The organism is Serinicoccus chungangensis (assembly GCF_006337125.1).
Taxonomy (GTDB): domain Bacteria; phylum Actinomycetota; class Actinomycetes; order Actinomycetales; family Dermatophilaceae; genus Ornithinicoccus; species Ornithinicoccus chungangensis.
The window spans coordinates 1,960,807-1,980,575 of record NZ_CP040887.1; the positions used below are offsets into that span (position 1 = coordinate 1,960,807).

At 74.5% G+C, this 19,769-nt stretch carries 22 protein-coding genes; 11 read left to right on the plus strand and 11 right to left on the minus strand.

Features of this window, described 5'->3' with window-relative positions:
- The first annotated feature begins 103 nt into the window (after positions 1-103).
- The 3 genes from FHD63_RS08840 to FHD63_RS08850 are packed head-to-tail and all read left to right on the plus strand — an operon-like array spanning position 104 to position 3,894.
- Positions 104-1,630, plus strand: coding sequence for an MDR family MFS transporter (locus tag FHD63_RS08840; protein ID WP_238705596.1), 1,527 nt, complete (start codon positions 104-106; stop codon positions 1,628-1,630).
- A 4-nt stretch (positions 1,631-1,634) separates the two neighbouring features.
- Positions 1,635-2,594, plus strand: a complete 960-nt coding sequence (ligD, locus tag FHD63_RS08845) for a non-homologous end-joining DNA ligase (RefSeq protein WP_139721744.1) — start codon at positions 1,635-1,637, stop codon at positions 2,592-2,594.
- A 55-nt stretch (positions 2,595-2,649) separates the two neighbouring features.
- Positions 2,650-3,894: a glucose-1-phosphate adenylyltransferase family protein gene (locus FHD63_RS08850; RefSeq protein ID WP_139721745.1), complete on the plus strand. Its 1,245-nt coding sequence runs from the start codon at positions 2,650-2,652 to the stop codon at positions 3,892-3,894.
- 3 nt (positions 3,895-3,897) lie between these two features.
- On the opposite strand, the gene FHD63_RS08855 is transcribed toward FHD63_RS08850, so the two are convergent.
- From FHD63_RS08855 to FHD63_RS08875, 5 genes are read right to left on the minus strand one after another with little or no spacing between them, the layout of a single operon-like run.
- Positions 3,898-4,989, minus strand: coding sequence for a hypothetical protein (locus FHD63_RS08855; RefSeq protein ID WP_139721746.1), 1,092 nt, complete (start codon positions 4,987-4,989; stop codon positions 3,898-3,900).
- Positions 4,986-6,005, minus strand: coding sequence for an NAD(P)H-dependent flavin oxidoreductase (locus tag FHD63_RS08860; protein WP_238705597.1), 1,020 nt, complete (start codon positions 6,003-6,005; stop codon positions 4,986-4,988). The genes FHD63_RS08855 and FHD63_RS08860 overlap by 4 nt, the downstream gene beginning before the upstream one ends.
- Entirely contained in the window at positions 6,002-7,276 is a 1,275-nt protein-coding gene (locus FHD63_RS08865; protein WP_139721747.1) for a deoxyguanosinetriphosphate triphosphohydrolase, read from the minus strand. Before FHD63_RS08865 ends, FHD63_RS08860 begins: the two co-directional genes overlap by 4 nt.
- Entirely contained in the window at positions 7,273-7,770 is a 498-nt protein-coding gene (locus tag FHD63_RS08870; RefSeq protein ID WP_139721748.1) for a hypothetical protein, read from the minus strand. The genes FHD63_RS08865 and FHD63_RS08870 overlap by 4 nt, the downstream gene beginning before the upstream one ends.
- Positions 7,770-8,042, minus strand: coding sequence for a DUF2277 domain-containing protein (locus tag FHD63_RS08875; RefSeq protein WP_139721749.1), 273 nt, complete (start codon positions 8,040-8,042; stop codon positions 7,770-7,772). The genes FHD63_RS08870 and FHD63_RS08875 overlap by 1 nt, the downstream gene beginning before the upstream one ends.
- A 60-nt stretch (positions 8,043-8,102) precedes the next feature.
- Here FHD63_RS08875 and FHD63_RS08880 point away from each other — a divergent pair, with 60 nt between their 5' ends.
- Positions 8,103-8,978 carry a sulfurtransferase gene (locus FHD63_RS08880; RefSeq protein WP_238705598.1) on the plus strand — a complete coding sequence of 292 codons (876 nt, stop codon included), beginning with the start codon at positions 8,103-8,105 and terminating at the stop codon, positions 8,976-8,978.
- Here FHD63_RS08880 and FHD63_RS08885 read toward each other — a convergent pair whose 3' ends face one another.
- The 3 genes from FHD63_RS08885 to FHD63_RS08895 are packed head-to-tail and all read right to left on the minus strand — an operon-like array spanning position 8,979 to position 11,688.
- The gene (locus tag FHD63_RS08885) at positions 8,979-9,503 is read right to left on the minus strand and encodes a type 1 glutamine amidotransferase domain-containing protein (protein WP_139721750.1); all 525 of its coding nucleotides are present in this window, start codon (positions 9,501-9,503) and stop codon (positions 8,979-8,981) included. It abuts the gene before it with no gap.
- Between the two features lie 44 nt (positions 9,504-9,547).
- The gene (gene dusB, locus FHD63_RS08890) at positions 9,548-10,747 is read right to left on the minus strand and encodes a tRNA dihydrouridine synthase DusB (RefSeq protein ID WP_139721751.1); all 1,200 of its coding nucleotides are present in this window, start codon (positions 10,745-10,747) and stop codon (positions 9,548-9,550) included.
- Positions 10,744-11,688: a LysR family transcriptional regulator ArgP gene (locus FHD63_RS08895; RefSeq protein ID WP_139721752.1), complete on the minus strand. Its 945-nt coding sequence runs from the start codon at positions 11,686-11,688 to the stop codon at positions 10,744-10,746. The genes dusB and FHD63_RS08895 overlap by 4 nt, the downstream gene beginning before the upstream one ends.
- 83 nt (positions 11,689-11,771) lie before the next feature.
- Between FHD63_RS08895 and FHD63_RS08900 the strand changes: the two genes are divergently transcribed.
- A complete protein-coding gene (locus FHD63_RS08900; RefSeq protein ID WP_139721753.1) occupies positions 11,772-12,380 on the plus strand; it encodes a LysE/ArgO family amino acid transporter in 609 nt (202 codons plus the stop codon).
- 38 nt (positions 12,381-12,418) lie between these two features.
- Here the strand turns inward: FHD63_RS08900 and FHD63_RS08905 are convergent, their stop codons facing one another.
- Positions 12,419-13,816: a glycine--tRNA ligase gene (locus FHD63_RS08905; protein WP_139721754.1), complete on the minus strand. Its 1,398-nt coding sequence runs from the start codon at positions 13,814-13,816 to the stop codon at positions 12,419-12,421.
- A gap of 56 nt (positions 13,817-13,872) precedes the next feature.
- Between FHD63_RS08905 and FHD63_RS08910 the strand changes: the two genes are divergently transcribed.
- From FHD63_RS08910 to FHD63_RS08930, 5 genes are all read left to right on the plus strand, one after another.
- Positions 13,873-14,214, plus strand: coding sequence for a DUF6703 family protein (locus FHD63_RS08910; protein ID WP_238705599.1), 342 nt, complete (start codon positions 13,873-13,875; stop codon positions 14,212-14,214).
- An 88-nt stretch (positions 14,215-14,302) separates the two neighbouring features.
- Entirely contained in the window at positions 14,303-15,301 is a 999-nt protein-coding gene (locus FHD63_RS08915; RefSeq protein ID WP_139721755.1) for a metal ABC transporter substrate-binding protein, read from the plus strand.
- A complete protein-coding gene (locus tag FHD63_RS08920; RefSeq protein ID WP_139721756.1) occupies positions 15,298-16,047 on the plus strand; it encodes a metal ABC transporter ATP-binding protein in 750 nt (249 codons plus the stop codon). Before FHD63_RS08915 ends, FHD63_RS08920 begins: the two co-directional genes overlap by 4 nt.
- The gene (locus FHD63_RS08925; protein WP_139721757.1) at positions 16,044-17,102 is read left to right on the plus strand and encodes a metal ABC transporter permease; all 1,059 of its coding nucleotides are present in this window, start codon (positions 16,044-16,046) and stop codon (positions 17,100-17,102) included. Before FHD63_RS08920 ends, FHD63_RS08925 begins: the two co-directional genes overlap by 4 nt.
- Positions 17,099-17,485: a Fur family transcriptional regulator gene (locus FHD63_RS08930; protein WP_139721758.1), complete on the plus strand. Its 387-nt coding sequence runs from the start codon at positions 17,099-17,101 to the stop codon at positions 17,483-17,485. Before FHD63_RS08925 ends, FHD63_RS08930 begins: the two co-directional genes overlap by 4 nt.
- A 17-nt stretch (positions 17,486-17,502) precedes the next feature.
- On the opposite strand, the gene FHD63_RS08935 is transcribed toward FHD63_RS08930, so the two are convergent.
- Positions 17,503-18,285 (minus strand): isoprenyl transferase, encoded by a 783-nt coding sequence (locus FHD63_RS08935; protein WP_139721759.1) that lies wholly within the window; start codon positions 18,283-18,285, stop codon positions 17,503-17,505.
- Positions 18,286-19,017, minus strand: a complete 732-nt coding sequence (gene recO, locus FHD63_RS08940) for a DNA repair protein RecO (protein ID WP_139721760.1) — start codon at positions 19,015-19,017, stop codon at positions 18,286-18,288.
- 97 nt (positions 19,018-19,114) lie between these two features.
- On the opposite strand from recO, the gene FHD63_RS08945 reads away from it, so the two are divergent.
- A complete protein-coding gene (locus tag FHD63_RS08945) occupies positions 19,115-19,750 on the plus strand; it encodes an alpha-ketoglutarate-dependent dioxygenase AlkB (RefSeq protein ID WP_139721761.1) in 636 nt (211 codons plus the stop codon).
- Positions 19,751-19,769 lie beyond the last annotated feature (19 nt).

The following is a 19,769-nucleotide window of genomic DNA, read 5'->3' on the forward strand; positions in this document are numbered from 1 at the left end:
GGACGACGAGGCGGGCCGGCGTCTAGGATGGAATGCGACCGCCCGCCGATGAGTTGTCCCGGCCACGGCCGTCCTACCCACCATGACCTGCGAGGAGACCCCTGTGTCGACAGCGCCCGAGCGCACCACCACCGCCGCACCTCCGGACGAGGCGCGGGTGCGGCTGGTGCTCCGGGTGCTCACGGCGTCCGCCTTCGTGGTCATCCTCAACGAGACGCTCATGCTCAACGCGCTGCCGCCGCTCATGGACGCCTTCGGGGTCGACGCGGGCACCGGTCAGTGGCTCACCACCGGGTTCATGCTCACCATGGCGGTGGTCATCCCGATGACCGGCTGGCTGCTGCAGCGCCTGAGCCTGCGCACGGCCTACCTCCTGGCCATGGGGGTCTTCATCGCCGGCACCGCCCTCGCCGCGGCGGCGCCGACCTTCGAGGTCCTGCTCCTCGCCCGCGTCGTGCAGGCCAGCGGCACGGCGGTGATGATGCCGCTGCTCATGACCACGATCATGACGCTGGTGCCGGCGGAGCGCCGCGGCGGCGTCATGGGCAACCTCACCCTCGCCATCTCGGTCGCGCCCGCGATGGGCCCGCCCGTCTCCGGGCTCATCCTGGAGTTCGCCTCCTGGCGCTGGCTCTTCGGCCTGGTGCTGCCGATCGCCCTCCTCATGGCCCTCGCCGGAGGACGCCTGCTGCGCGGCGACGAGCCCGGCCGCGCCGCGCGGCTGGACGTGCTCAGCGCCCTGCTCACCGCGCTCGGCTTCGGCGGTCTGGTCTACGGCCTGTCCGCCCTCGGCGAGGGCGCCGCCGGTCCGGTCGGACCGGCCTGGTCGCTCGGCGTGGGGGTCGGTGCGCTCGCCGTCTTCGTGTGGCGCCAGCTGTCGCTGGCGAGGCGGGACGAGTCCCTCGTCTTCCTCGACCTGCGCGCCCTGCGCATCACCCGGTACGTCGTCCCCCTCGCCCTCCTCTGCCTGGGCTTCATGGCACTCATCGGCGCGATGCTGCTGCTGCCGATCCTGCTCCAGCAGGTGCGCGGCTTCGGCACGCTGGCCTCCGGCCTGATGCTCATGCCCGGTGGTCTGGCGATGGGTCTGCTCGGGCCCACCGTGGGGCGGGTCTACGACCGCGTCGGGCCTCGCCCGCTCGTCATCCCCGGTGGTGCCGGGCTGGTGGCCGGGATGGCGGGGATGGCGCTGCTCGCGGACCAGGTGCCCTGGTGGGGCCTGGTCGGCCTGCACGTCGTCGTGAGCCTGTCGCTGGCCTGCCTCTTCACGCCGTGCTTCACCACCGGTCTCAGCTCGCTGCCCGGCCGGCTCTACTCCCACGGCAGCGCGATGGTCGGCACCGGCCAGCAGGTGGCCGCCGCCGCCGGGACCGCCCTGGTCGTCACCGTCATGGAGACCCGGGCCCTCCAGCTCGGCGCCTCGGGGCTCGGCGAGCGGGAGGCCCTGGAGGGCGGCATCGGCACCGCGCTGCTCGTCTCGACCGGCATCGCGGTCTGCGTCCTCGTCCTGAGCCTCTTCGTCCGCCCCGCGCCGACGGCGTCGGACGACCGCCCGGAGCAGCCCGCCGGGCAGGAGCCCCAGCACGACGCCGCCGTGACGGGCACGGCATACCCCGAGCCCGTAGCCTGAGCCCATGTCCCCGGCGAGCAGCCCGTCCACCGAGCTCGAGGTGGGTGGGCGCACGGTCCGCATCTCGAACCCGGACCGCGTCTACTTCCCCGACCTCGGGCTGACCAAGCTCGACCTGGCGCACTACTACCTGTCCGTCGGCGAGGGCGTCGTCACCGCGCTGCGCGAGCGGCCCTGCATGATGCACCGCTTTCCCCAGGGCATCACCGGCGAGCGGGTGCACCAGAAGCGGCTGCCGCGCGGCGCCCCGGACTGGATGGAGACGGTGCACGTCACCTTCCCGCGCTGGAACCGCACGGCCGACGAGCTGTGCGTCACCGAGCTGGCCCAGGTGATCTGGTCGGTCCAGATGAGCTGCGTGGAGTTCCACCCGTGGAACAGCCGGCGCGGACACGTCGAGCAGCCGGACGAGTGGCGCATCGACCTCGACCCCGGGGACCACTGCGACTTCCCCACGGTGCGCCGCGTCGCCGGTGTGGTCCAGGAGGTCCTGGCCGAGCTGGGCGCGGTGGGCTGGCCCAAGACGACCGGGTCCAAGGGGATCCACGTCTACGTGCGGATCCCGCCCGAGCACGGCTTCACCGACGTCCGCCGGGCGGCGCTCGCGTTCGCGCGGGAGGTGGAGCGACGCACCGAGGAGGCGACCACGGTGTGGTGGCGCAAGGACCGCGACCCGCGCCGCGTCTTCGTCGACTTCAACCAGAACGCCCGTGACCACACCATCGCCGCGGCCTACTCCGTCCGCGCGACCCCGGACGCCCGTGTCTCGGCACCGCTGCGGTGGGAGGAGGTCGCCGACTGCGAGCCGGGCGACTTCACCGTCCGCACCATGCCCGGCCGGTATGCCGAGCACGGAGACCTCCACGCCGGCATCGACGAGGCCGTCTTCGACCTCTCGCCCCTGCTGGAGTGGGCGGCCCGCGACGAGGCGGAGGGCGCCGCGACCCCGGACGACCCCGACTGAGTCCCGGCGCCCGCCCGGTCGGCGCACCGCCGGGTTCGGCACTACGGTGTCTGCCGTGACCTCGATCCCCGTCGACCTGCGGACCCTCGCCGTGGTGCAGGCCGGTGGGCAGGGCAGCCGGATGGACGTGCTCACCCGTGAGCGCGCCAAGCCCGCCCTGCCCTTCGCCGCCAGCCACGCGCTCATCGACTTCCCCCTGTCGGTGCTGGCGGCCGCCGGCGTGAGCGACGTGTGGGTGTCGGTCCAGTTCCAGTCCTCCTCCCTCGACGGCTACCTCGCGGGCGGCCGGCCGTGGGACCTGGACCGGACCCGGGGCGGCTTCCGTCGGCTCACGCCCGAGGAGGGCACGGGCCCGGCGCACGAGGAGGGCTTCAGCCACGGCAACGCCGACGGCCTCTTCCGGATGCGCGAGGCCATCAGGGTCGCCGACCCGCACGTGCTCCTCGTCCTGTCCGCCGACCACGTCTTCAACCTCGACCTGCGACCGGTCGTGGCGCAGCACCTGGAGCGCGGCGCGGAGTGCACCCTGGTCACCGCCGAGACCGGGGTGCAGGAGGCCACCGAGAAGGTGGTCGTCCACCACGGTGCCGACGGGCGGGTGAGCGCGGTGCGGGCCAAGCCCTCCTCCACCGACTCGGGGACGGTGGCCAGCGAGATCTTCCTCTACCACCCGGAGACCCTGCTCACCGAGCTCGAGCACCTCCACGCCGCGCTGCAGTCCGGTGCCGACGACGACCGGGACACCGGCCTCGGAGACTTCGGTGACCACCTGCTGCCCGCCCTCGTGCGGCGCGGGCACGTCTACGCCACGCCGATGACCGGCTACTGGAAGGACGTGGGCCGGCCGCACGCCTACCTGCAGGCGCACCGTGACCTGCTCACCGGCAAGGTCGACGTCTTCGGGCACCCGGACCGCCCCGTCCTCGGGCAGACCCTCCCGGGACCGCCCGGCTGGGTGGGCGCGGACGGCGAGCTCGTGGACGCCATGGTCGGGCCTGGCTCGCGGGTCCGCGGCCGCGTCGTCCGCTCGGTGCTGGGACGAGGCGTGCAGGTCCAGGCCGGGGCCGTGGTCGAGGACAGCGTGCTGCTCGACGACGTGCTCGTCGAGGCCGGGGCGCGGGTGCGCACGAGCATCCTCGACCGGGGCGTCCGCGTCGGCCGGGACGCCACCGTCGGCGCCTGCCCGCCGGGGACCCGTCTGACCGACGAGACGGTCACCCTCGTCGGTCAGGACAGCCAGGTGCGGCGCGGGACGAGCGTGGCGGCGGGTGCCCGGCTCGAGCCCGGCAGCACCACCTGAGCCTCACCCGAACGCCGGGTAGGGCGGCAGGACCAGGTCGCTCTCCCGCCAGGCCCGGCCGGCCCAGGCGAGCGCCTCCTCGCAGGCGGCCGCGATGTCCGGCAGCTCGACCGCGCACTCGCGCACGACCCAGCGCCAGCGGGCGACGAGCAGCGCCCGGAAGGCCGGCCCGGTGCGGCCCGCGGGCGCCATCGTCCGGTCGGCCACGGCGCCGTCGAGCAGCCACAGCGTCCCGGCGAGCACCCACAGGGCGACCGCACCGCGCACCTGCCGCGGCCAGTCCGCGTCCTCCGTCAGCCCCGGGACCGCCCCGGAGGCCGCGTCGGTGAACGCCGCCAGCGTCGCGTCGGTCAGTCCGGCGGGCGGGGTGAAGACGCACCAGCAGGTGCTGAACGGCTCGGCGGCGTAGGCCGCCTCGTAGGCCACGTGCCGGACCCCGGTGCCCTCGAGGTCGAGGAGCCGCACGCCCGCCGGGGTCAGCACCGCGTTGTCCGGGCACGCGTCCCCCGGCCCGACCACGTGCCGGGCGGTGTCGTGCTGCAGCTCGTCGACCAGGTCACGCGCCTGCGCCGCGGCCGCCCGCCCCGCGCGGATGCCCGCCGCCCCGGCGAGGCGCTCCAGCCCCCGCCGCGGGTAGTCCACCTGCCACCGACGGTCCTCCGCCGCCAGCGCGCCGCCCAGGTCCCGGCGGGCCGCCTCCACGGTCGCACCACCGGCGAGCGCACCCCCGAGCGCCCCCGCCCACGCCACGGTATGCCGCCACGCCCCCTCCGCGTCCTCCCCCAGCAGGGCGTCCGCGAGGGTCGGGTGGCGGCCGAGGTCCTCCATGACGACGGTCTGGGTGCCCTCGTCCAGGGCGAGCAGGCGGGGCGAGCCGCGCAGGTGCCGCAGCCCGGCGACCTCCCGGCGCCACCCCATCGCGGCGCCCCGCCCCTCGGGCTGGGGCAGGAACCTCTTGACCACCACGGTGCCGCCCCAGCCGGCGGGGCCCGCGAGGACCTCGCAGCGGTGCACCTCCGAGCGGACCGACCCGCCCAGCGGGTCCACCCGCCCGAGCTCGACCCCGGAGGGCAGGACGGCCCTGAGAAGGCTCACCCGGCGAGCTCCCGCACGATCTCCCCGGCCGGGCGCTCCTGGGCGGCGCGCCACCCGCTGCCCGCCCAGAGGTGGAGCCGGTCGACGTCCCCGGCCTCGGCGGCGGCCCGCCGCAGCGGTCGGGTGAGCTGGTCGACGACGGGGAAGGCCCGGGGCGCGTCGCCGTGCCGTCGGGTCCACCCGGTGGCGAGGGCGCCGGCGACGCGGCCCGAGTAGGCCCGCGTCTGCACCCGCTCGGCGAGGCGCGGGTCGCGCAGCGCCTCGCGGTAGGTCCGGCCGGCGCCGGACTCCGGGGCCAGGAGGAGCGCGGTCCCGACCTGCGCCGCCGCCGCGCCTCCGGACAGGGCCCGTCGGACGTCGCCCGCGGTGGTGACGCCGCCCGCGACGACCAGCGGCAGGTCGGTCGTCGGGCGGACGAGCTCGAGCAGCCCGAGGTGGTCCAGGGGCTCGGGATCGACACCCGGGTCGTGGGTGCCCCGGTGGCCGCCGGCCTCCTGCCCCTGCAGCACGAGCACGTCGGCTCCCCCCGCCGCGGCCGCGCAGGCCTCCGCGGGCGAGGTCACGGTGACGTGGACCTCGCAACCGGCGCGTCTCCAGCGGTCGACCACCTCGGCGTCCGGCACCCCGAAGGTGCAGGAGACGACCGGTGGGGCCAGGGTCTCCACGAGCTGCACCTTCGCCTCCCAGTGGTCGGTGTCGTGCCAGCTCACCGTCCCCGGCCGGACGCCGAGGTCGGCCGCCTCCGGGGCGATGCGCCGGGCGAAGGCCTCGACCTCGGGCTCCAGGGCAGGACGGTCCAGGGGGTGCGGCACGAAGAGGTTCACCCCGAAGGGCCGGGTGGTCAGGTCGCGCACGTGGACGAGGTCGGCGGCGAGCCACTCGGGGGTCTGGTAGCCGGCCGCGAGCATGCCCAGCCCACCCGCGTCGCTGACCGCCGCGACGAGCAGCGGGCTCGTGACACCGCCCGCCATGGGCGCGCCGACCACCGGACGGTCGGTCGACCCCAGCACGCTCACCGGGCCTCCAGCCGGGCGTGCACGGCGAGGGCCCGGGCGTCCGACAGGCTCGCCACCTGGTCCACCACCACCCGCAGGCGGGCCGCGTCGTCCCCCGCCCGCTCGGCCGCGTGCGCGGCCTCGGCGTGCAGGGGGTCGAGGCGGTGGACGTCCCCGGAGTAGTGCTCCACCAGCCGGGTGAGGATGTGCTGCTCGCGCTCCATCGTCGTGCGGCGCTCCTCGCTCAGCATGACGAAGTGGGCGGCGACCGCCTTGAGCACCGCGGCCTGCGCCCGCACCCGGTCCGGCACCACGAGGTCGGCGGCGTAGCGCGTCAGCGGTCCCGGCCCGTGCCGGTCCCGGGTGGCGAGCTCGACGGTGTGGACGAAGTGCCCGATCAGGCGGGAGGTCATGTCCTTGAGCGCCGCGAGGTCGGCCCGGGTGCCGGTGTGCCTCGTCGGCACCCAGCCGGTGGCGAGGATGTCGCTGAGCGCGCCGCGCAGGACGTCCTGGGTGAGGTCCGCGGCGTACCAGTCCTGCGCCAGCGCGGCCACGGTGGCCTGGACGTCCTCCTCGTCCAGGGACCGGGGGTCGACCCGGCCCGAGGCGATGGCGTCCTCCACGTCGTGGACGCAGTAGGCGACGTCGTCCGACCAGTCCATCACCTGCGCCTCCAGGCAGCGCCGCCGCGGCTCGTCGAGCGGGGCGCCGTCGCGCACCCAGGCGAAGACGTCGCGGTCGTCGTCGTAGACCCCGAACTTGCCTGGTCCCACCCCCGGCGGACCCTCCCCGCGCGGCCACGGGTACTTCGTGGCCGCATCCAGGCTGGCCCGGGTGAGGTTCAGCCCGGCCGGCCGGCCGTCCTCGTGGCTGCGCTTGGCCTCCAGCCGGGTGAGGACGCGCAGGGTCTGGGCGTTGCCCTCGAAGCCACCGGCCGGCCCCGCCAGCGCGTCCAGCACGGCTTCCCCGTTGTGCCCGAAGGGTGGGTGCCCGATGTCGTGGGCGAGACAGGCGGTGTCGACGACGTCCGCGTCGCACCCGAGGGCGGCGCCGAACTCACGACCGATCTGCGCGACCTCGAGGGAGTGGGTCAGCCGGTTGCGCACGAAGTCGTCGGTCGTCGGGGCCAGGACCTGGGTGGTCGCGGCCAGACGTCGCAGCGCCGCGGAGTGCAGCACCCGGGCCCGGTCCCGGGCGAAGTCCTGACGGTCCGACCGCTTCTGGGCCGGGTCCTCGGCCACCCACCGCTCGCGCGCGGAGGCGGCATACTCACCGGTCGGCTGGACGCTCACACCGCCGAGGGTATGCGGTCGCGCCCGCGGGCGCGGTCGCGCACCCGGCGCGCACCCTGGGCGAGCACCGGGCCGAGCGGACGGGCCGGGACGTCGACGTAGCCGCCGCGCTCCAGACCGGCGTGCCGCTCGAAGACGCTGCGGGCCGCCCGGTCCCCGGTCCGCAGCCAGGACCACCCCATCGAGGCGAGGTAGAGCGGGAGGAACGGCAGCCCGAGGCAGGCAGCCCACTGCCGGGCGTGGGTGAGCTCGTGGTCCAGGAGCCCGGGCCGGTGCGCCGCCAGCCGGTCCAGGTCGTGGCGGGAGATGACCACGTCACCGATGGTGAAGACACCGGCGACGGGGAAGGACCACCGGTAGTGGTCGGCGAGGTAGCACCGGGACGGGCCGCGGCGGATCCTGGCCCCGCCGAGGCCGGCGACCGCCAGGCCCAGGGGCGTCGACAGGTTGACCCAGTTGAGCAGGTGACGCCCGCGGTCGGCCCGCGTCGCCATCAGGACGCGGCGTAGCGCTGGGCGGCGCGGGCCCGGGCCTTGGCCGCCTCGGTCTCGCGGTCCTTGGGCGGGGCGCTCGTCACCAGCGCGTCGAGCAGCTCCTCGGTGACCCGGGTGATCTCGGCGACCGCCGTGGCGTAGGCCTGCTCGTTGGCGCGGGACGGCTTGCTGGCGCCGCCGACCTTGCGGACGTACTGCAGCGCGGCGGCCTGGACCTCGGAGCGGGTGGCCGGGGGCTCGAAGTTGTGGAGCGGGCGGATGTTGCGGCACATGGTCCTCACTGTGCCACGTCCGGCCCGAGCCTGTCCGGGACGAGCGCTAGGGTGCGCCGCATGACCCTGAGCACCTCCCCCACCGGTCCGCTGGTCACCGTCGACGAACTGCAGGCGGGCCTCGTCGGCCCACCGGGTTCCCGGCCCGTCCTCGTGGACGTCCGGTGGTCGCTCGGCGCGGGACCGGAGGCCAACCACGCGGCCTACCTCGAGGAGCACCTGCCCGCGGCGGCCTTCCTCGACCTGGAGGCGGCCCTGTCCGGTCCGCCAACCCCCGACGGGAGGGGCGGGCGCCACCCGATGCCCGCACGGGAGACCGTCGAGCAGGGACTGCGCGCCGCGGGGGTGCAGGACGGACGTCCGGTGGTGTTCTACGACGCCGGGCCCGGACTAGGTGCCGCACGCGCGTGGTGGGTCGCCGCCCACCACGGTCTCGAGGGGGCCGTCCTCGACGGCGGGCTGGCCGCCTGGCGGGCTGCCGGCCTGCCCACCGCCTCCGGCCCGGTCGACACCCCGGAGGGCGACGTCGTCCTGCCGGTGGGCGGGCCGGGTCGGGAGCTGCTCGACGCCGACGGGCTGGTCGAGCACCAGGCCGCGGGGGGCCAGGTGCTCGATGCCCGACCTGCCGACCGCTACCGCGGCGAGAACGAGACCATCGACCCGGTCGCCGGACACGTCCCGGGGGCCCTGAGCCTGCCGGCGCTCTCGTTGCTCGGTCCGGAGGGCCGCCTCGTCGACGCCGAGCACGTGGTCACCGCGCTCACGGACGCGGGCGGCCGCACCGACCGCCCGACCGCGGTCTACTGCGGGTCGGGGGTGCAGGCGGCCCACCTCGCGCTGGCCCTGGAGGCGCGCGGGGTGGGCCCTCGCCCGGCGGTCTACGTCGGCTCCTGGAGCGACTGGGTCAGCGACCCCGACCGCCCCGTGGAGCGGTGATCAGCCGCCGACCGAGCGGACCAGCTCGCGGTTGAAGGCGGACAGGTCCGCCGGGGTACGGCTGGAGACCAGCCAGTCGTCCACGACGACCTCCTCGTCGACCCAGGTGACGCCCGCGTTGCGCAGGTCCGTCTGCAGCGAGGGGAAGGAGGTCATCGTGCGGCCGTCGAGCACGGCCGCGTCGGTGAGGATCCAGGCACCGTGGCAGATGACCGACACCGGCTTGGCCTGCTCCCCGAAGTGCCGGGCGAAGGCCACGGCGTCGGAGTCCATGCGCAGGTTGTCGGCGTTGCCGACGCCACCGGGCAGGACGAGCGCGTCGTAGGAGGCGGGGTCCGCGTCCGCGACCACCACGTCGACGTCCTGGGTGTGGCCGTTCTTACCGGTGACGGTGCCGGACTCCGGGGCGACGAGACGCGGCGTCCCGCCGGCCTCGACCACGGCGTCCCAGGGGCTGGTGAGCTCACTGTCCTCGAAGTCGTCGGTGAGGAGGAAGGCAACGGTCTTTCCATCGAGATGTCCCATGGCTCCACCGTAGGAGCACGCCGCCGCGGGTGCAGGCTGAGCCGTCAGCCGCCGCTCACCGACAGCTCGGCGTGCGCGACGGCCGCCCGCTGCCCGCCGTCGAGGTCGCGCCCCTCCAGCCACCGGTCCGGGAGGGCGACGACCCGCGGCGAGCCCGCCCGGCCCCGCTGGCCCTCGGCGGCCTCGCCGGGCCACGGCTGGTCGAGGTCCAGGCTGTCGATGAGGCGGTCGAGGTCGGCGAGGGTGTGCACGAGGCCGAGCTGGTGGCGCAGCTCGCCGCCGACCCGGAAGCCCTTGGTGTACCAGGCGATGTGCTTGCGGATGTCGCGGCAGCCGTGGCCCTCGTCGCCGTGGAAGTCGGCCAGCAGCTCGGCGTGCCGGCGCAGCACCCGGCACACCTCCCGCAGGGTCGGCTCCACCCGCACCGAGGAGCCGGCGAAGGCGGCGGCCAGGTCGGTGAAGAGCCACGGTCGTCCGAGGCAGCCGCGCCCGACGACCACGCCGTCGCAGCCGGTCCGCTCGACCATCGCCAGCGCGTCCTCGGCCGACCAGATGTCGCCGTTGCCCAGGACGGGGATGGAGGTGACGGCGGCCTTAAGCTCGGCGATGCGGCTCCAGTCGGCCTGCCCGGAGTAGGCCTGCGCCGCCGTGCGGGCGTGCAGCGCCACCGCGGCCGCACCCTCGTCCTCGGCGATGCGCCCGGCGTCGAGGAAGGTCTCGTGGTCGGCGTCGATCCCGACCCGCATCTTCACCGTCACCGGGATGCCCGCGGGCGTGGCCTCGCGGACCGCCTCCCGCACGATGCCCCGGAAGAGCTCGGTCTTCCACGGCAGCGCCGCTCCCCCGCCCTTGCGGGTGACCTTGGGCACCGGGCAGCCGAAGTTGAGGTCGACGTGGTCGGCACGGTCCTCCTCGACCAGCATCCGGACCGCCGCGCCGACGGTCGCGGGGTCGACGCCGTAGAGCTGGATGGAGCGCGGCGACTCCCCCTCGCCGTGCTCGATGAGCTTCATCGAGATCGGGGTGCGCTCGACGAGGGCCCGTGAGGTGATCATCTCGCTGACGTAGAGGCAGTCCGAGCCGCCCGCGGACCCGGCGGCCGCCAGGCCCTCCTGGCCGTACTCCCGGCACAGGCGCCGGAAGGCGCGGTTGGTGATGCCGGCCATGGGCGCGAGCACCACCGGCGAGTCGATGGTGTGCGGGCCGATCTGCAGGGGCGGCAGGACTGGTGCGGTGATCGTCATGACGAGGCCATTGTCCCACCGTCCCGGGCCGCTGCGGGCCGGCCGCGGTGCGGCGCCAGCGTCGTCGACGCCTGCTCGGTGACGCAGCGGGTGAGCACGTCCAGGGTGCGCGAGGACAGGCGCGCGCTGAGCCAGTGCAGCGGCACCTCCATCTGCGCGCGCGGTCCGAGCACCACGAGGGTCCCGTCCTCGAGGAGCGGGGCCGCCCACTCGACCGGCAGCATCCCCCACCCCATCCCGAGGACCACCGCGTCGGCGAAGCCGTGGCTGGAGGCGATGACGTGGGCCGGCGGGTCGACCTCCCGGCGCGCCCATCGCCGCGCGACGCGGTGCTGCATCCGGTCCCGCGCGTCGAAGCGCACGATCGGGGCGGAGTCCAGGGCGCTCGCCCGCGGGCCCTGCGCGAACCACCGCCGGTGGAACCCCGGCGAGCACGTGGCGACGTAGCGCATCGCGCCCAGCGAGGTCAGCCGGCAGCCCGGCACCGGGGTCGGGTCGGCCGTGACGGCCGCGAGCGCGGAGCCGGCCCGCACCAGGTCGGAGGCGTACTCCTCGTCCTCGCGGACCAGCTCGAGCACCACCCCCAGCTCGGCCTGGGCGCGGGCGAGCGCCGGCAGCAGCCACGTCGCCAGGGAGTCGGCGTTGACCACCACCGCCACGGCCGGGTATGCCGTGCCGTCGGGCTCGGGGACGAGCTCGGCCAGCGCGTCGCCGAGGAGCACGTCCCACTGCCCCGCCAGGCGCAGCAGCACCTCGCCGGCCGGGGTCGCGCGGGTCGGCTTGGTGCGGGTCACGACGACGCGACCCAGCGCCTGCTCCAGTGCCCGGATGCGCTGGGACACCGCCGACGGGGTGATGCGCAGCCGGGTGGCGGCCCGGTCGAAGGTCCCCTCCTGCACGACCGCGCTCAACGTGGTCAGCGCGACGGGGTCCAGGTCCATGTGAAGAGACGCTACAGGTTCTGCATCATCCTTCGTGGCGCTTGATGCCTGGGTCTGGCCCGGAGCGGCCTACCGTGGTGACCATGCCCCTCCCGCTCGTCGCCGCCGGCCTGCTCACCGGCCTGGCCCTCATCGCCGCGGTCGGTGCGCAGAACGCCTACCTGCTGCGTCAGGGCCTGCGCCGCCAGCACGTGGGCGCGCTCGTGACGCTGTGCGCCGCCTCCGACGTCGTGCTCATCGGGCTGGCCGTGCTCGGCGTCGGCGCGGCGGTCCAGCAGTGGCCGGCCTTCCTCACCGTCGCGCGATGGGGCGGAGGGCTCTTCGTCATCGGCTACGGCCTGCACGTGGGCTGGCGGGCCATGCGCCCGGGCGAGACGCTGGTCGCCGGCGGGGGCCGACAGGTGTCGCTGCGCCGAGCGCTCACCACCATGGCCGCCCTGACGTGGCTCAACCCGCACCTGTACCTCGACATCATCGTGCTCGGGTCCATTGCGAACACGCACGGCCCGCAGGGCCGGTGGTGGTACTACGCGGGGCTCGTGGGCGCCAGCGTCCTGTGGTTCAGCGCGCTGGGGTTCGGCTCCCGCCGCCTGGCCCCGCTGCTGGCCCGGCCCCGGGCCTGGCAGGTGCTCGACGCCCTCATCGCCCTGGTCATGCTGGCGCTGGGCGTGGGCCTGCTCACCGGGGGCTGAGGGCATACCCCGCCGCCGGGCGACGGCGGGGCCGCGCCTCAGCAGCCGACGAGGCGCTGCGCGAGGTAGGACTCCACCTGGTCCAGCGAGACCCGCTCCTGGCCCATCGAGTCGCGGTCGCGGATGGTCACGGCCTGGTCCTCGAGGGTGTCGAAGTCGACGGTGACGCAGTAGGGCGTGCCGATCTCGTCCTGGCGCCGGTAGCGCTTGCCGATCGCCCCGGCGTCGTCGACGTCCACCATCCAGTGCTGGCGCAGCCGGGCGGCGAGGTCCTTCGCCTTGGGGGTGAGGTCGGCGTTGCGCGACAGCGGCAGCACGGCGACCTTGACGGGGGCCAGGCGCGGGTCGAGCCGCAGCACGACCCGCTTGTCGACGCCGCCCTTGGTGTTGGGCGCCTCGTCCTCGGCGTAGGCGTCGACGAGGAAGGTCATGAGCGAGCGGGACAGCCCGGCCGCCGGCTCGATGACGTAGGGGACGTAGCGCTCCCCGCTGGCCTGGTCGAAGTAGGACAGCTCCTGGCCCGAGTGCTGGCTGTGCGTGGACAGGTCGAAGTCGGTGCGGTTCGCGATGCCCTCGAGCTCGCCCCACTCGCTGCCGGCGAAGTTGAAGCGGTACTCGATGTCGACGGTGCGCTTGGAGTAGTGCGAGAGCTTGTCGGAGGGGTGCTCGAGGTGGCGCAGGTTGTCGGGGTCGATCCCGAGGTCGGTGTACCACCGGGTGCGCTCGTCGATCCAGTACTGGTGCCACTCCTCGTCCTCGCCCGGCTTGACGAAGAACTCCATCTCCATCTGCTCGAACTCGCGGGTGCGGAAGATGAAGTTGCCCGGCGTGATCTCGTTGCGGAAGGACTTGCCGGTCTGGGCGATGCCGAAGGGCGGCTTCTTGCGGGACGTGCCGAGCACGTTGGCGAAGTTGACGAAGATGCCCTGCGCGGTCTCCGGGCGTAGGTAGTGCAGGCCGGACTCGTCCTCGATGACCCCGAGGTAGGTCTTGAGCATCATGTTGAACTCACGCGGGGCGGTCCACGCCTTGTTGCCGCAGTTCGGGCAGGTGATGTCCTCCAGCGGCACGTCGTCGGGGTCTAGCTCCTTGCCCTTGCGCGCCGCCTTCTCGGCCACCGCCTCCTGCATGTGGTCGACACGGAAGCGCTTGTGGCAGGACTGGCACTCGGTGAGCGGGTCGGAGAACTCGCCCACGTGACCGGAGGCCACCCACGTCTGGCGCGGCAGGATGATCGAGGAGTCCAGGCCGACGACGTCGTCACGGGTCTGGACCATCGAGCGCCACCACTGGCGCTTGATGTTCTCCTTGAGGGCGACGCCGAGCGGGCCGTAGTCCCAGGCCGACCGGGTGCCTCCGTAGATGTCTCCCGAGGGGAACACGAAGCCTCGGCGCTTGCACAGGGACACGACGGTATCGACGGTGGAGGGAGCCATGTGGCCCAGTCTAGGTGCCGTGTCGAGGGCCTCCGGACCAGGTTTAGGCTGGGCCGGTGAGCACCAGCGAACCCTCCCCCGACCACGGGGCACCGAGCGCCGCGCGCGGCCCCGGACCGGTCCGCAGCGCGGTCGAGCGGGCCAGCCGACCGGCCCTGCTGCGGCTCGCCCGGCTGCCCGTGTGGCTGCCGTTCCTGGCGCTGCTGCTGCTCATCCTCGGCGGGGGGATCCTCGGCGGCACCGTCGGCTGGGTCCTCGTCGGCGTCGCCCTGGCCTTCGTCGGCTGGTTGCTCTACCTCTCCTGGCCGCGGCTGACCCGCGTCGAGCGGGTCATGCGGGTGGCGGTCCTGCTGCTCTTCCTCGCCGTGACGGTCGTCCAGCTGGTCCCCCGCGGCTGACCGGGCACCCTGGTGAGGGTCGGGAGGCCCGGGCGCGCGGCATACCTGTCGTTTTGACAATCATTATCAATCTACTGACACTGGGGGTATGCCTCGTCTGCGCACCCCCGTGATCCTCGCCTCCTGCCTCGCGCTCGCCCTCGGCGCCTGCGGCTCGTCCTCCGGCGGCGACGGCGCGGGTGAGGAGGGGTCCGGCGAGCAGGCCTCGCTCGAGGTGGTCGCGAGCTTCTACCCGCTGGAGTACCTCGTGGAGCGGGTGGCCGGGGACCGCGCCGACCTCACCGTGCTCACCGGGGCGGGCGCCGACCCCCACGACGCCGAGCTGAGCCCGCGCGCGGTGGGCACCGTCGGGAGCGCGGACCTGGTCGTCTACTCCTCCGGCCTGCAGGCCGCCGTCGACGACGCGGTCGCCGCCCAGGCGCCGGACGACGCGCTCGACGTCACCCCCGTGGCCGACCTCATGGCCGTCGGCGAGGACGCCGAGGAGCACGCGGCCCACGCGGACGAGCACGCCGGGGAGGGCGAGGACGAGCACGCCGGGGAGGGCGACGGCCACGACCACGGGGGCGAGGACCCGCACTTCTGGCTGGACACCGAGCGCTACGGCGAGGTCGCCCGGGCGATCGCGGACCGCCTGGCCGAGATCGACCCCGAGGGCGCGGACACCTACAAGACCAACGCCGCCGCCGTGGTCGAGGACCTGCGCGCCCTGGACGAGGACTACACGGCCGGCCTGGCGCAGTGCGAGAGCCGCGACCTGGTCACCACCCACGAGGCGTTCGGCTACCTCGCGGCCCGCTACGACCTCCACCAGCTCGGCATCACCGGGATCTCCCCGGACTCCGAGCCCTCCCCCGCCCGGCTCGCCGAGGTGAGCGCCCAGGTGGAGGACCTCGACGTCACCACGATCTACGCCGAGCCCATCCTCAGCGACGCCATCGCCAGCACGGTCGCCCAGGAGACCGGGACCCAGGTGCTCACCCTCGACCCGGTCGAGAGCCTCACCGACGCCTCGGCCGGGGAGGACTACCTTGAGGTCATGCGCGCCAACCTCGACGCCCTCACCGAGGGCCTCGGCTGCTCGTGAGCACCGACGACGCCCCCTCCCCCACGGTCATCGACCTGCGGGCGGCCAGCTTCGGCCACCACGGGCGCCCGGTCGTCACCGGGATCGACCTCACGGTCACCCGCGGTGAGGTCCTCGCGCTCCTGGGTCCGAACGGCTCGGGCAAGACCACGCTGGTCACCGGGCTGCTCGGCCTGTCCGACCACCTCGGCGGGACCGTCGAGGTGCTCGGCACCCCCCTGGACCGGCTGCGGGACCGGACCCGGATCGGCTACGTGCCCCAGCGTCATACCCTCACCGGCGGGGTCCGGGCGACGGTCGGCGAGATCGTGTCGACCGGGCTCCTCGCGACCCGGCCGTGGTGGCGCCCCGCGGGTCGCCGCGACCGCGACGCGGTGCGCCGTGCCCTGGAGACCGTCGGCCTGGCCGACCGGGCGCGTTTCGACGTCGACAGCCTCTCCGGGGGCCAGCAGCGTCGCGTGCTCATCGCCCGGGCGCTCGTCGCCGAGCCCGACGTCCTCGTCATGGACGAGCCCACGGCCGGCGTCGACCACGCCAGCCAGGGCGTCCTCGCCGGCGTGCTCCACCGCCTCGCCACGAGCGGCACGACCATGCTCGTGGTGACCCACGAGCTGGAGGCGCTGCGCGGGGTCGTCGACCGGATCGTGGCGCTGGACGCCGGGCACCTCGCCTTCGACGGGTCACCGCACGGGTATGCCGCGCACCAGGCCGAGCGCGCCCGCGCCGCCGGACGGGGGGCGGCATGAGCGAGATGCTCGCGCTCGACTTCATGCGCAACGCGCTGCTGGCCGCGCTGGTGGTGGGCCTGGCCGCCCCCATGGTCGGGATCTTCCTCGTGCAGCGGCGGCTGTCCCTCGTCGGGGACGGCCTCGGGCACGTCGCCCTCGCCGGGGTGGCGATCGGCGTCGTGACCAGCACCAGCCCGGTCTGGACCGCGCTCGTCGCCGCGGTCCTGGCCGGCGTGTCCATCGAGCTCATCCGGGCCCGCGGACGCACCTCCGGCGACGTGGCGCTCGCCCTGATGTTCTACGGCGGCATCGCCGCCGGCGTCGTCATCATCAACAAGGTCGACGGGGCGCAGACCGCCAACCTCACCGGCTACCTCTTCGGTGCCATCACCACGACCACCTGGGCCGACGTCGTCGTCTTCGCGGCGCTGTCGGCGGTCATCGTCGTCCTCACGGTGGTGCTGCGCCAGCGCTTCTTCGCCGTCGCCGGCGACGAGGAGTACGCCCGGGCCTCCGGCCTGCCCGTCCTCGCGCTCAACATCGTCCTCGCGGTGCTCACCGCCGTGACCGTCGTCGTCGCCATGCGGGTCATCGGGCTGCTGCTCATCAGCGCCCTCATGATCATCCCCAACGCGGCCGCCCAGCAGCTGTCCGCGAGCTTCCGGGCCGCCGGGTGGTGGGCCGTCGGGATCGGCGTGGCCTCCTCGGTGGGCGGGGTGGCGACGAGCTACTACGCCGACACCGCCTCCGGCGGCACCATCGTGCTGCTGGCCATCGCCCTCTTCGCGGTCGCCGCCCTCGCCGGCACCCTGCGTCGCGCGGTCGCCGCGACCCGGCACCGGCACGCCGAGCGCCACCTGCACGAGCACGGCCCGGGGTGCGGCCACGAGGCCGTGGTGCACGGGGACCACGTGGACTACCTGCACGACGGGCACCGGCACGCCGCGCACGAGGGGCACTACGACGAGCACGCCGACCACGCGTCCGCCGACGCCGAGGCGGGCCCCGGAGGGGTGACCGGGGCCCGGCAGGGACGGCATACCCTGGGAGACCGCGAGGAGGTGACCCGATGACCACGACCCGACGCCCCACCCGCCAGCAGTCGGCGGTGATCGACGCCCTGGGCTCGACCCAGGACTTCACCAGCGCGCAGGACCTGCACGCGCAGCTGCGCGAGTCTGGCGCGAAGGTGGGCCTGGCGACCGTCTACCGGACCCTGTCGACCCTCGCGGACTCCGGTGACGTCGACGTGCTGCGCACCGGCGAGGGCGAGGCGGTCTACCGCAAGTGCTCCACCGGGCACCACCACCACCTGCTCTGCCGGGTCTGCGGACGCACCGTCGAGGTCGAGGGCCCCACGGTCGAGCGCTGGACCGACGCCGTGGCCGCCGAGCACGGCTTCACCGACGTGGCGCACACGCTGGAGATCGTCGGCACCTGCTCCTCCTGCCACTGACCCCGCACGGCCGCCGCTCAGGCCTGCGGCGTGTCCACGGCGCCGCCGTAGCGGCGGTCGCGGGAGGCGTACTGCTCGATCGCCCGCCACAGGTCGCGCCGGTCGTAGTCGGGCCACAGCACGTCCTGGAAGACCATCTCGGCGTAGGCGCTCTGCCAGAGCAGGAAGTTGGAGGTGCGCTGCTCCCCCGAGCTGCGGACGAAGAGGTCAACGTCGGGCACCTCGGGGTGGTAGAGGTAGCGCCCGATGGTGCGTTCGTCGACGCCGCGGGGTGACAGGCGACCGGCCTGGACGTCGTCGGCGATGCGCCGGACTGCGTCGCCGATCTCGGCCCGCCCGCCGTAGTTGACGCAGAAGTTGAGGGTGATGACGTCGTTGCCCTGGGTCTGCCGCTCGGCCGACTCGAGCTCGGAGATGACCGACCTCCACAGCCGCGGCCGGCGCCCGGACCAGACGACCCGCACCCCCCAGGAGTCCAGCTCCTCGCGGCGCCGGTGGATGACGGCGCGGTTGAAGCCCATGAGGAAGCGCACCTCGTCGGGGCTGCGCCGCCAGTTCTCGGTCGAGAAGGCGTAGGCGCTGATGCACTGCACCCCGATCTCGATGCCGCCGGCGATGACGTCCAGCAGCGAGGCCTCCCCCGCCTCGTGCCCCTGCGTGCGCCTCAGGCCGCGCTGGTTGGCCCACCGGCCGTTGCCGTCCATGACGATGGCGACGTGCCGCGGGACGAGGTCGCGCGGCACCGGCGGCGGCGTCGCACCCGAGGGGTGGGCGAAGGGCTGCCGGGGTCGGGTGCTCACTCAGGGGGTCCTCTCCAGGTGTCGCAGCGAGCGCACGCCACGCTCCAGGTGCCACTGCAGGTATGCCGCCACGAGCCCGCTCGCCTCGCCCCGGTGCCGGCTCTGGCTGGTGTCGGCGACGTCCCAGTCGCTGGTGAACAACGCGGCGAGCAGGGCCATGGTCTCCGGCGCGGGCGCGGTGGAGCCGGGCGGACGGCAGACCGGGCAGACCGAGCCGCCGGAGGGCACGTGGAACGCGCGGTGCGGCCCGGTCATGCCGCACCGTGCGCAGTTGACGAAGCTCGCCCGCCAGCCGGCGATGGCCAGCGCCCGCAGGAGGTAGGAGTCGAGGACGAGGCGGGCGTCGTGCTCCCCGGCGGCGAGCGCGGCCAGCCCCCCGGCGAGCAGACGGAAGTGCTGCAGCGCGGGCGTGCCCTCCTCGGTGAGCTGCTCGCAGGTCTCCAGCATGACGCTGGCGGCGGTCCAGGCCGGGTAGTCGCGGGCGATGGCGTCACCGTAGGGCGCGAGCCCGTCGGCCTGGGTGATGGTGTCGAGGGAGCGGCCCTCGTAGCACTGGACGTCGACCACCATGCCCGGCTCCAGCCGGGCGCCGAACTTGCTGGAGGTCCGCCGGACGCCCTTGGCGACCGCGCGGATCCGCCCACGGGTGCGCCCGAGCAGGATGACGATGCGGTCGGCCTCGCCGAGCTTGTACGTCCGCAGCACGATCGCGGCGTCGCGGTAGGTCGGCATACCCCCAGTGTCCCACCGAGCGCGGCCGCGGGTCGGCATCCCGCACCGGCGTGAGCCCACGCTGGCGCCATTCGTACACCTGTTCTACAGTGGGTGCATGATGCTGCAGGGTTCACTCCTGGACCAGGTCGACGAGGTCGGCCTGCGCCCCCTCCAGGGAGGGGTGCGTCGCACCGGTCTCGACCACGGGGCCTGGATCGACGTGCGGCCGGGCTGGGTCACCGGCTCCGACGAGCTCTTCTCCCGGCTCGCCCTGGGTGGTCCAGCCGAGGTCGCGTGGCGCGGCGAGGAGCGGCAGATGTGGGACCGGCAGGTGACCACGCCGCGGCTGCTGCGCTTCTACGCCGAGCGGGAGCAGCTGCCCGACCCGGTGCTGACCCGGGCCCGCGAGGAGCTGAGCCGCTGGTATGCCGCCGAGCTGGGTGAGCCGTTCGTCACCGCGGGCATGTGCCTCTACCGCGACGGGCGCGACAGCGTCGCGTGGCACGGCGACCGCATCGGCCGCAGCAAGGAGCAGGACACCATGGTGGCGATCGTCTCGCTGGGCGCTCCCCGGGCGCTGCTGCTGCGTCCCCGCGGTGGCGGCGCGAGCATCCGGCACGTCCTCGGCCACGGCGACCTGCTGGTCATGGGCGGGTCCTGCCAGCGGACGTGGGACCACTGCGTCCCCAAGACGTCGGCCCCGGTCGGACCCCGGATCAGCATCCAGTTCCGGCCCCGCGGGGTGCGCTGACCGGGTCCGGTGCGGACCT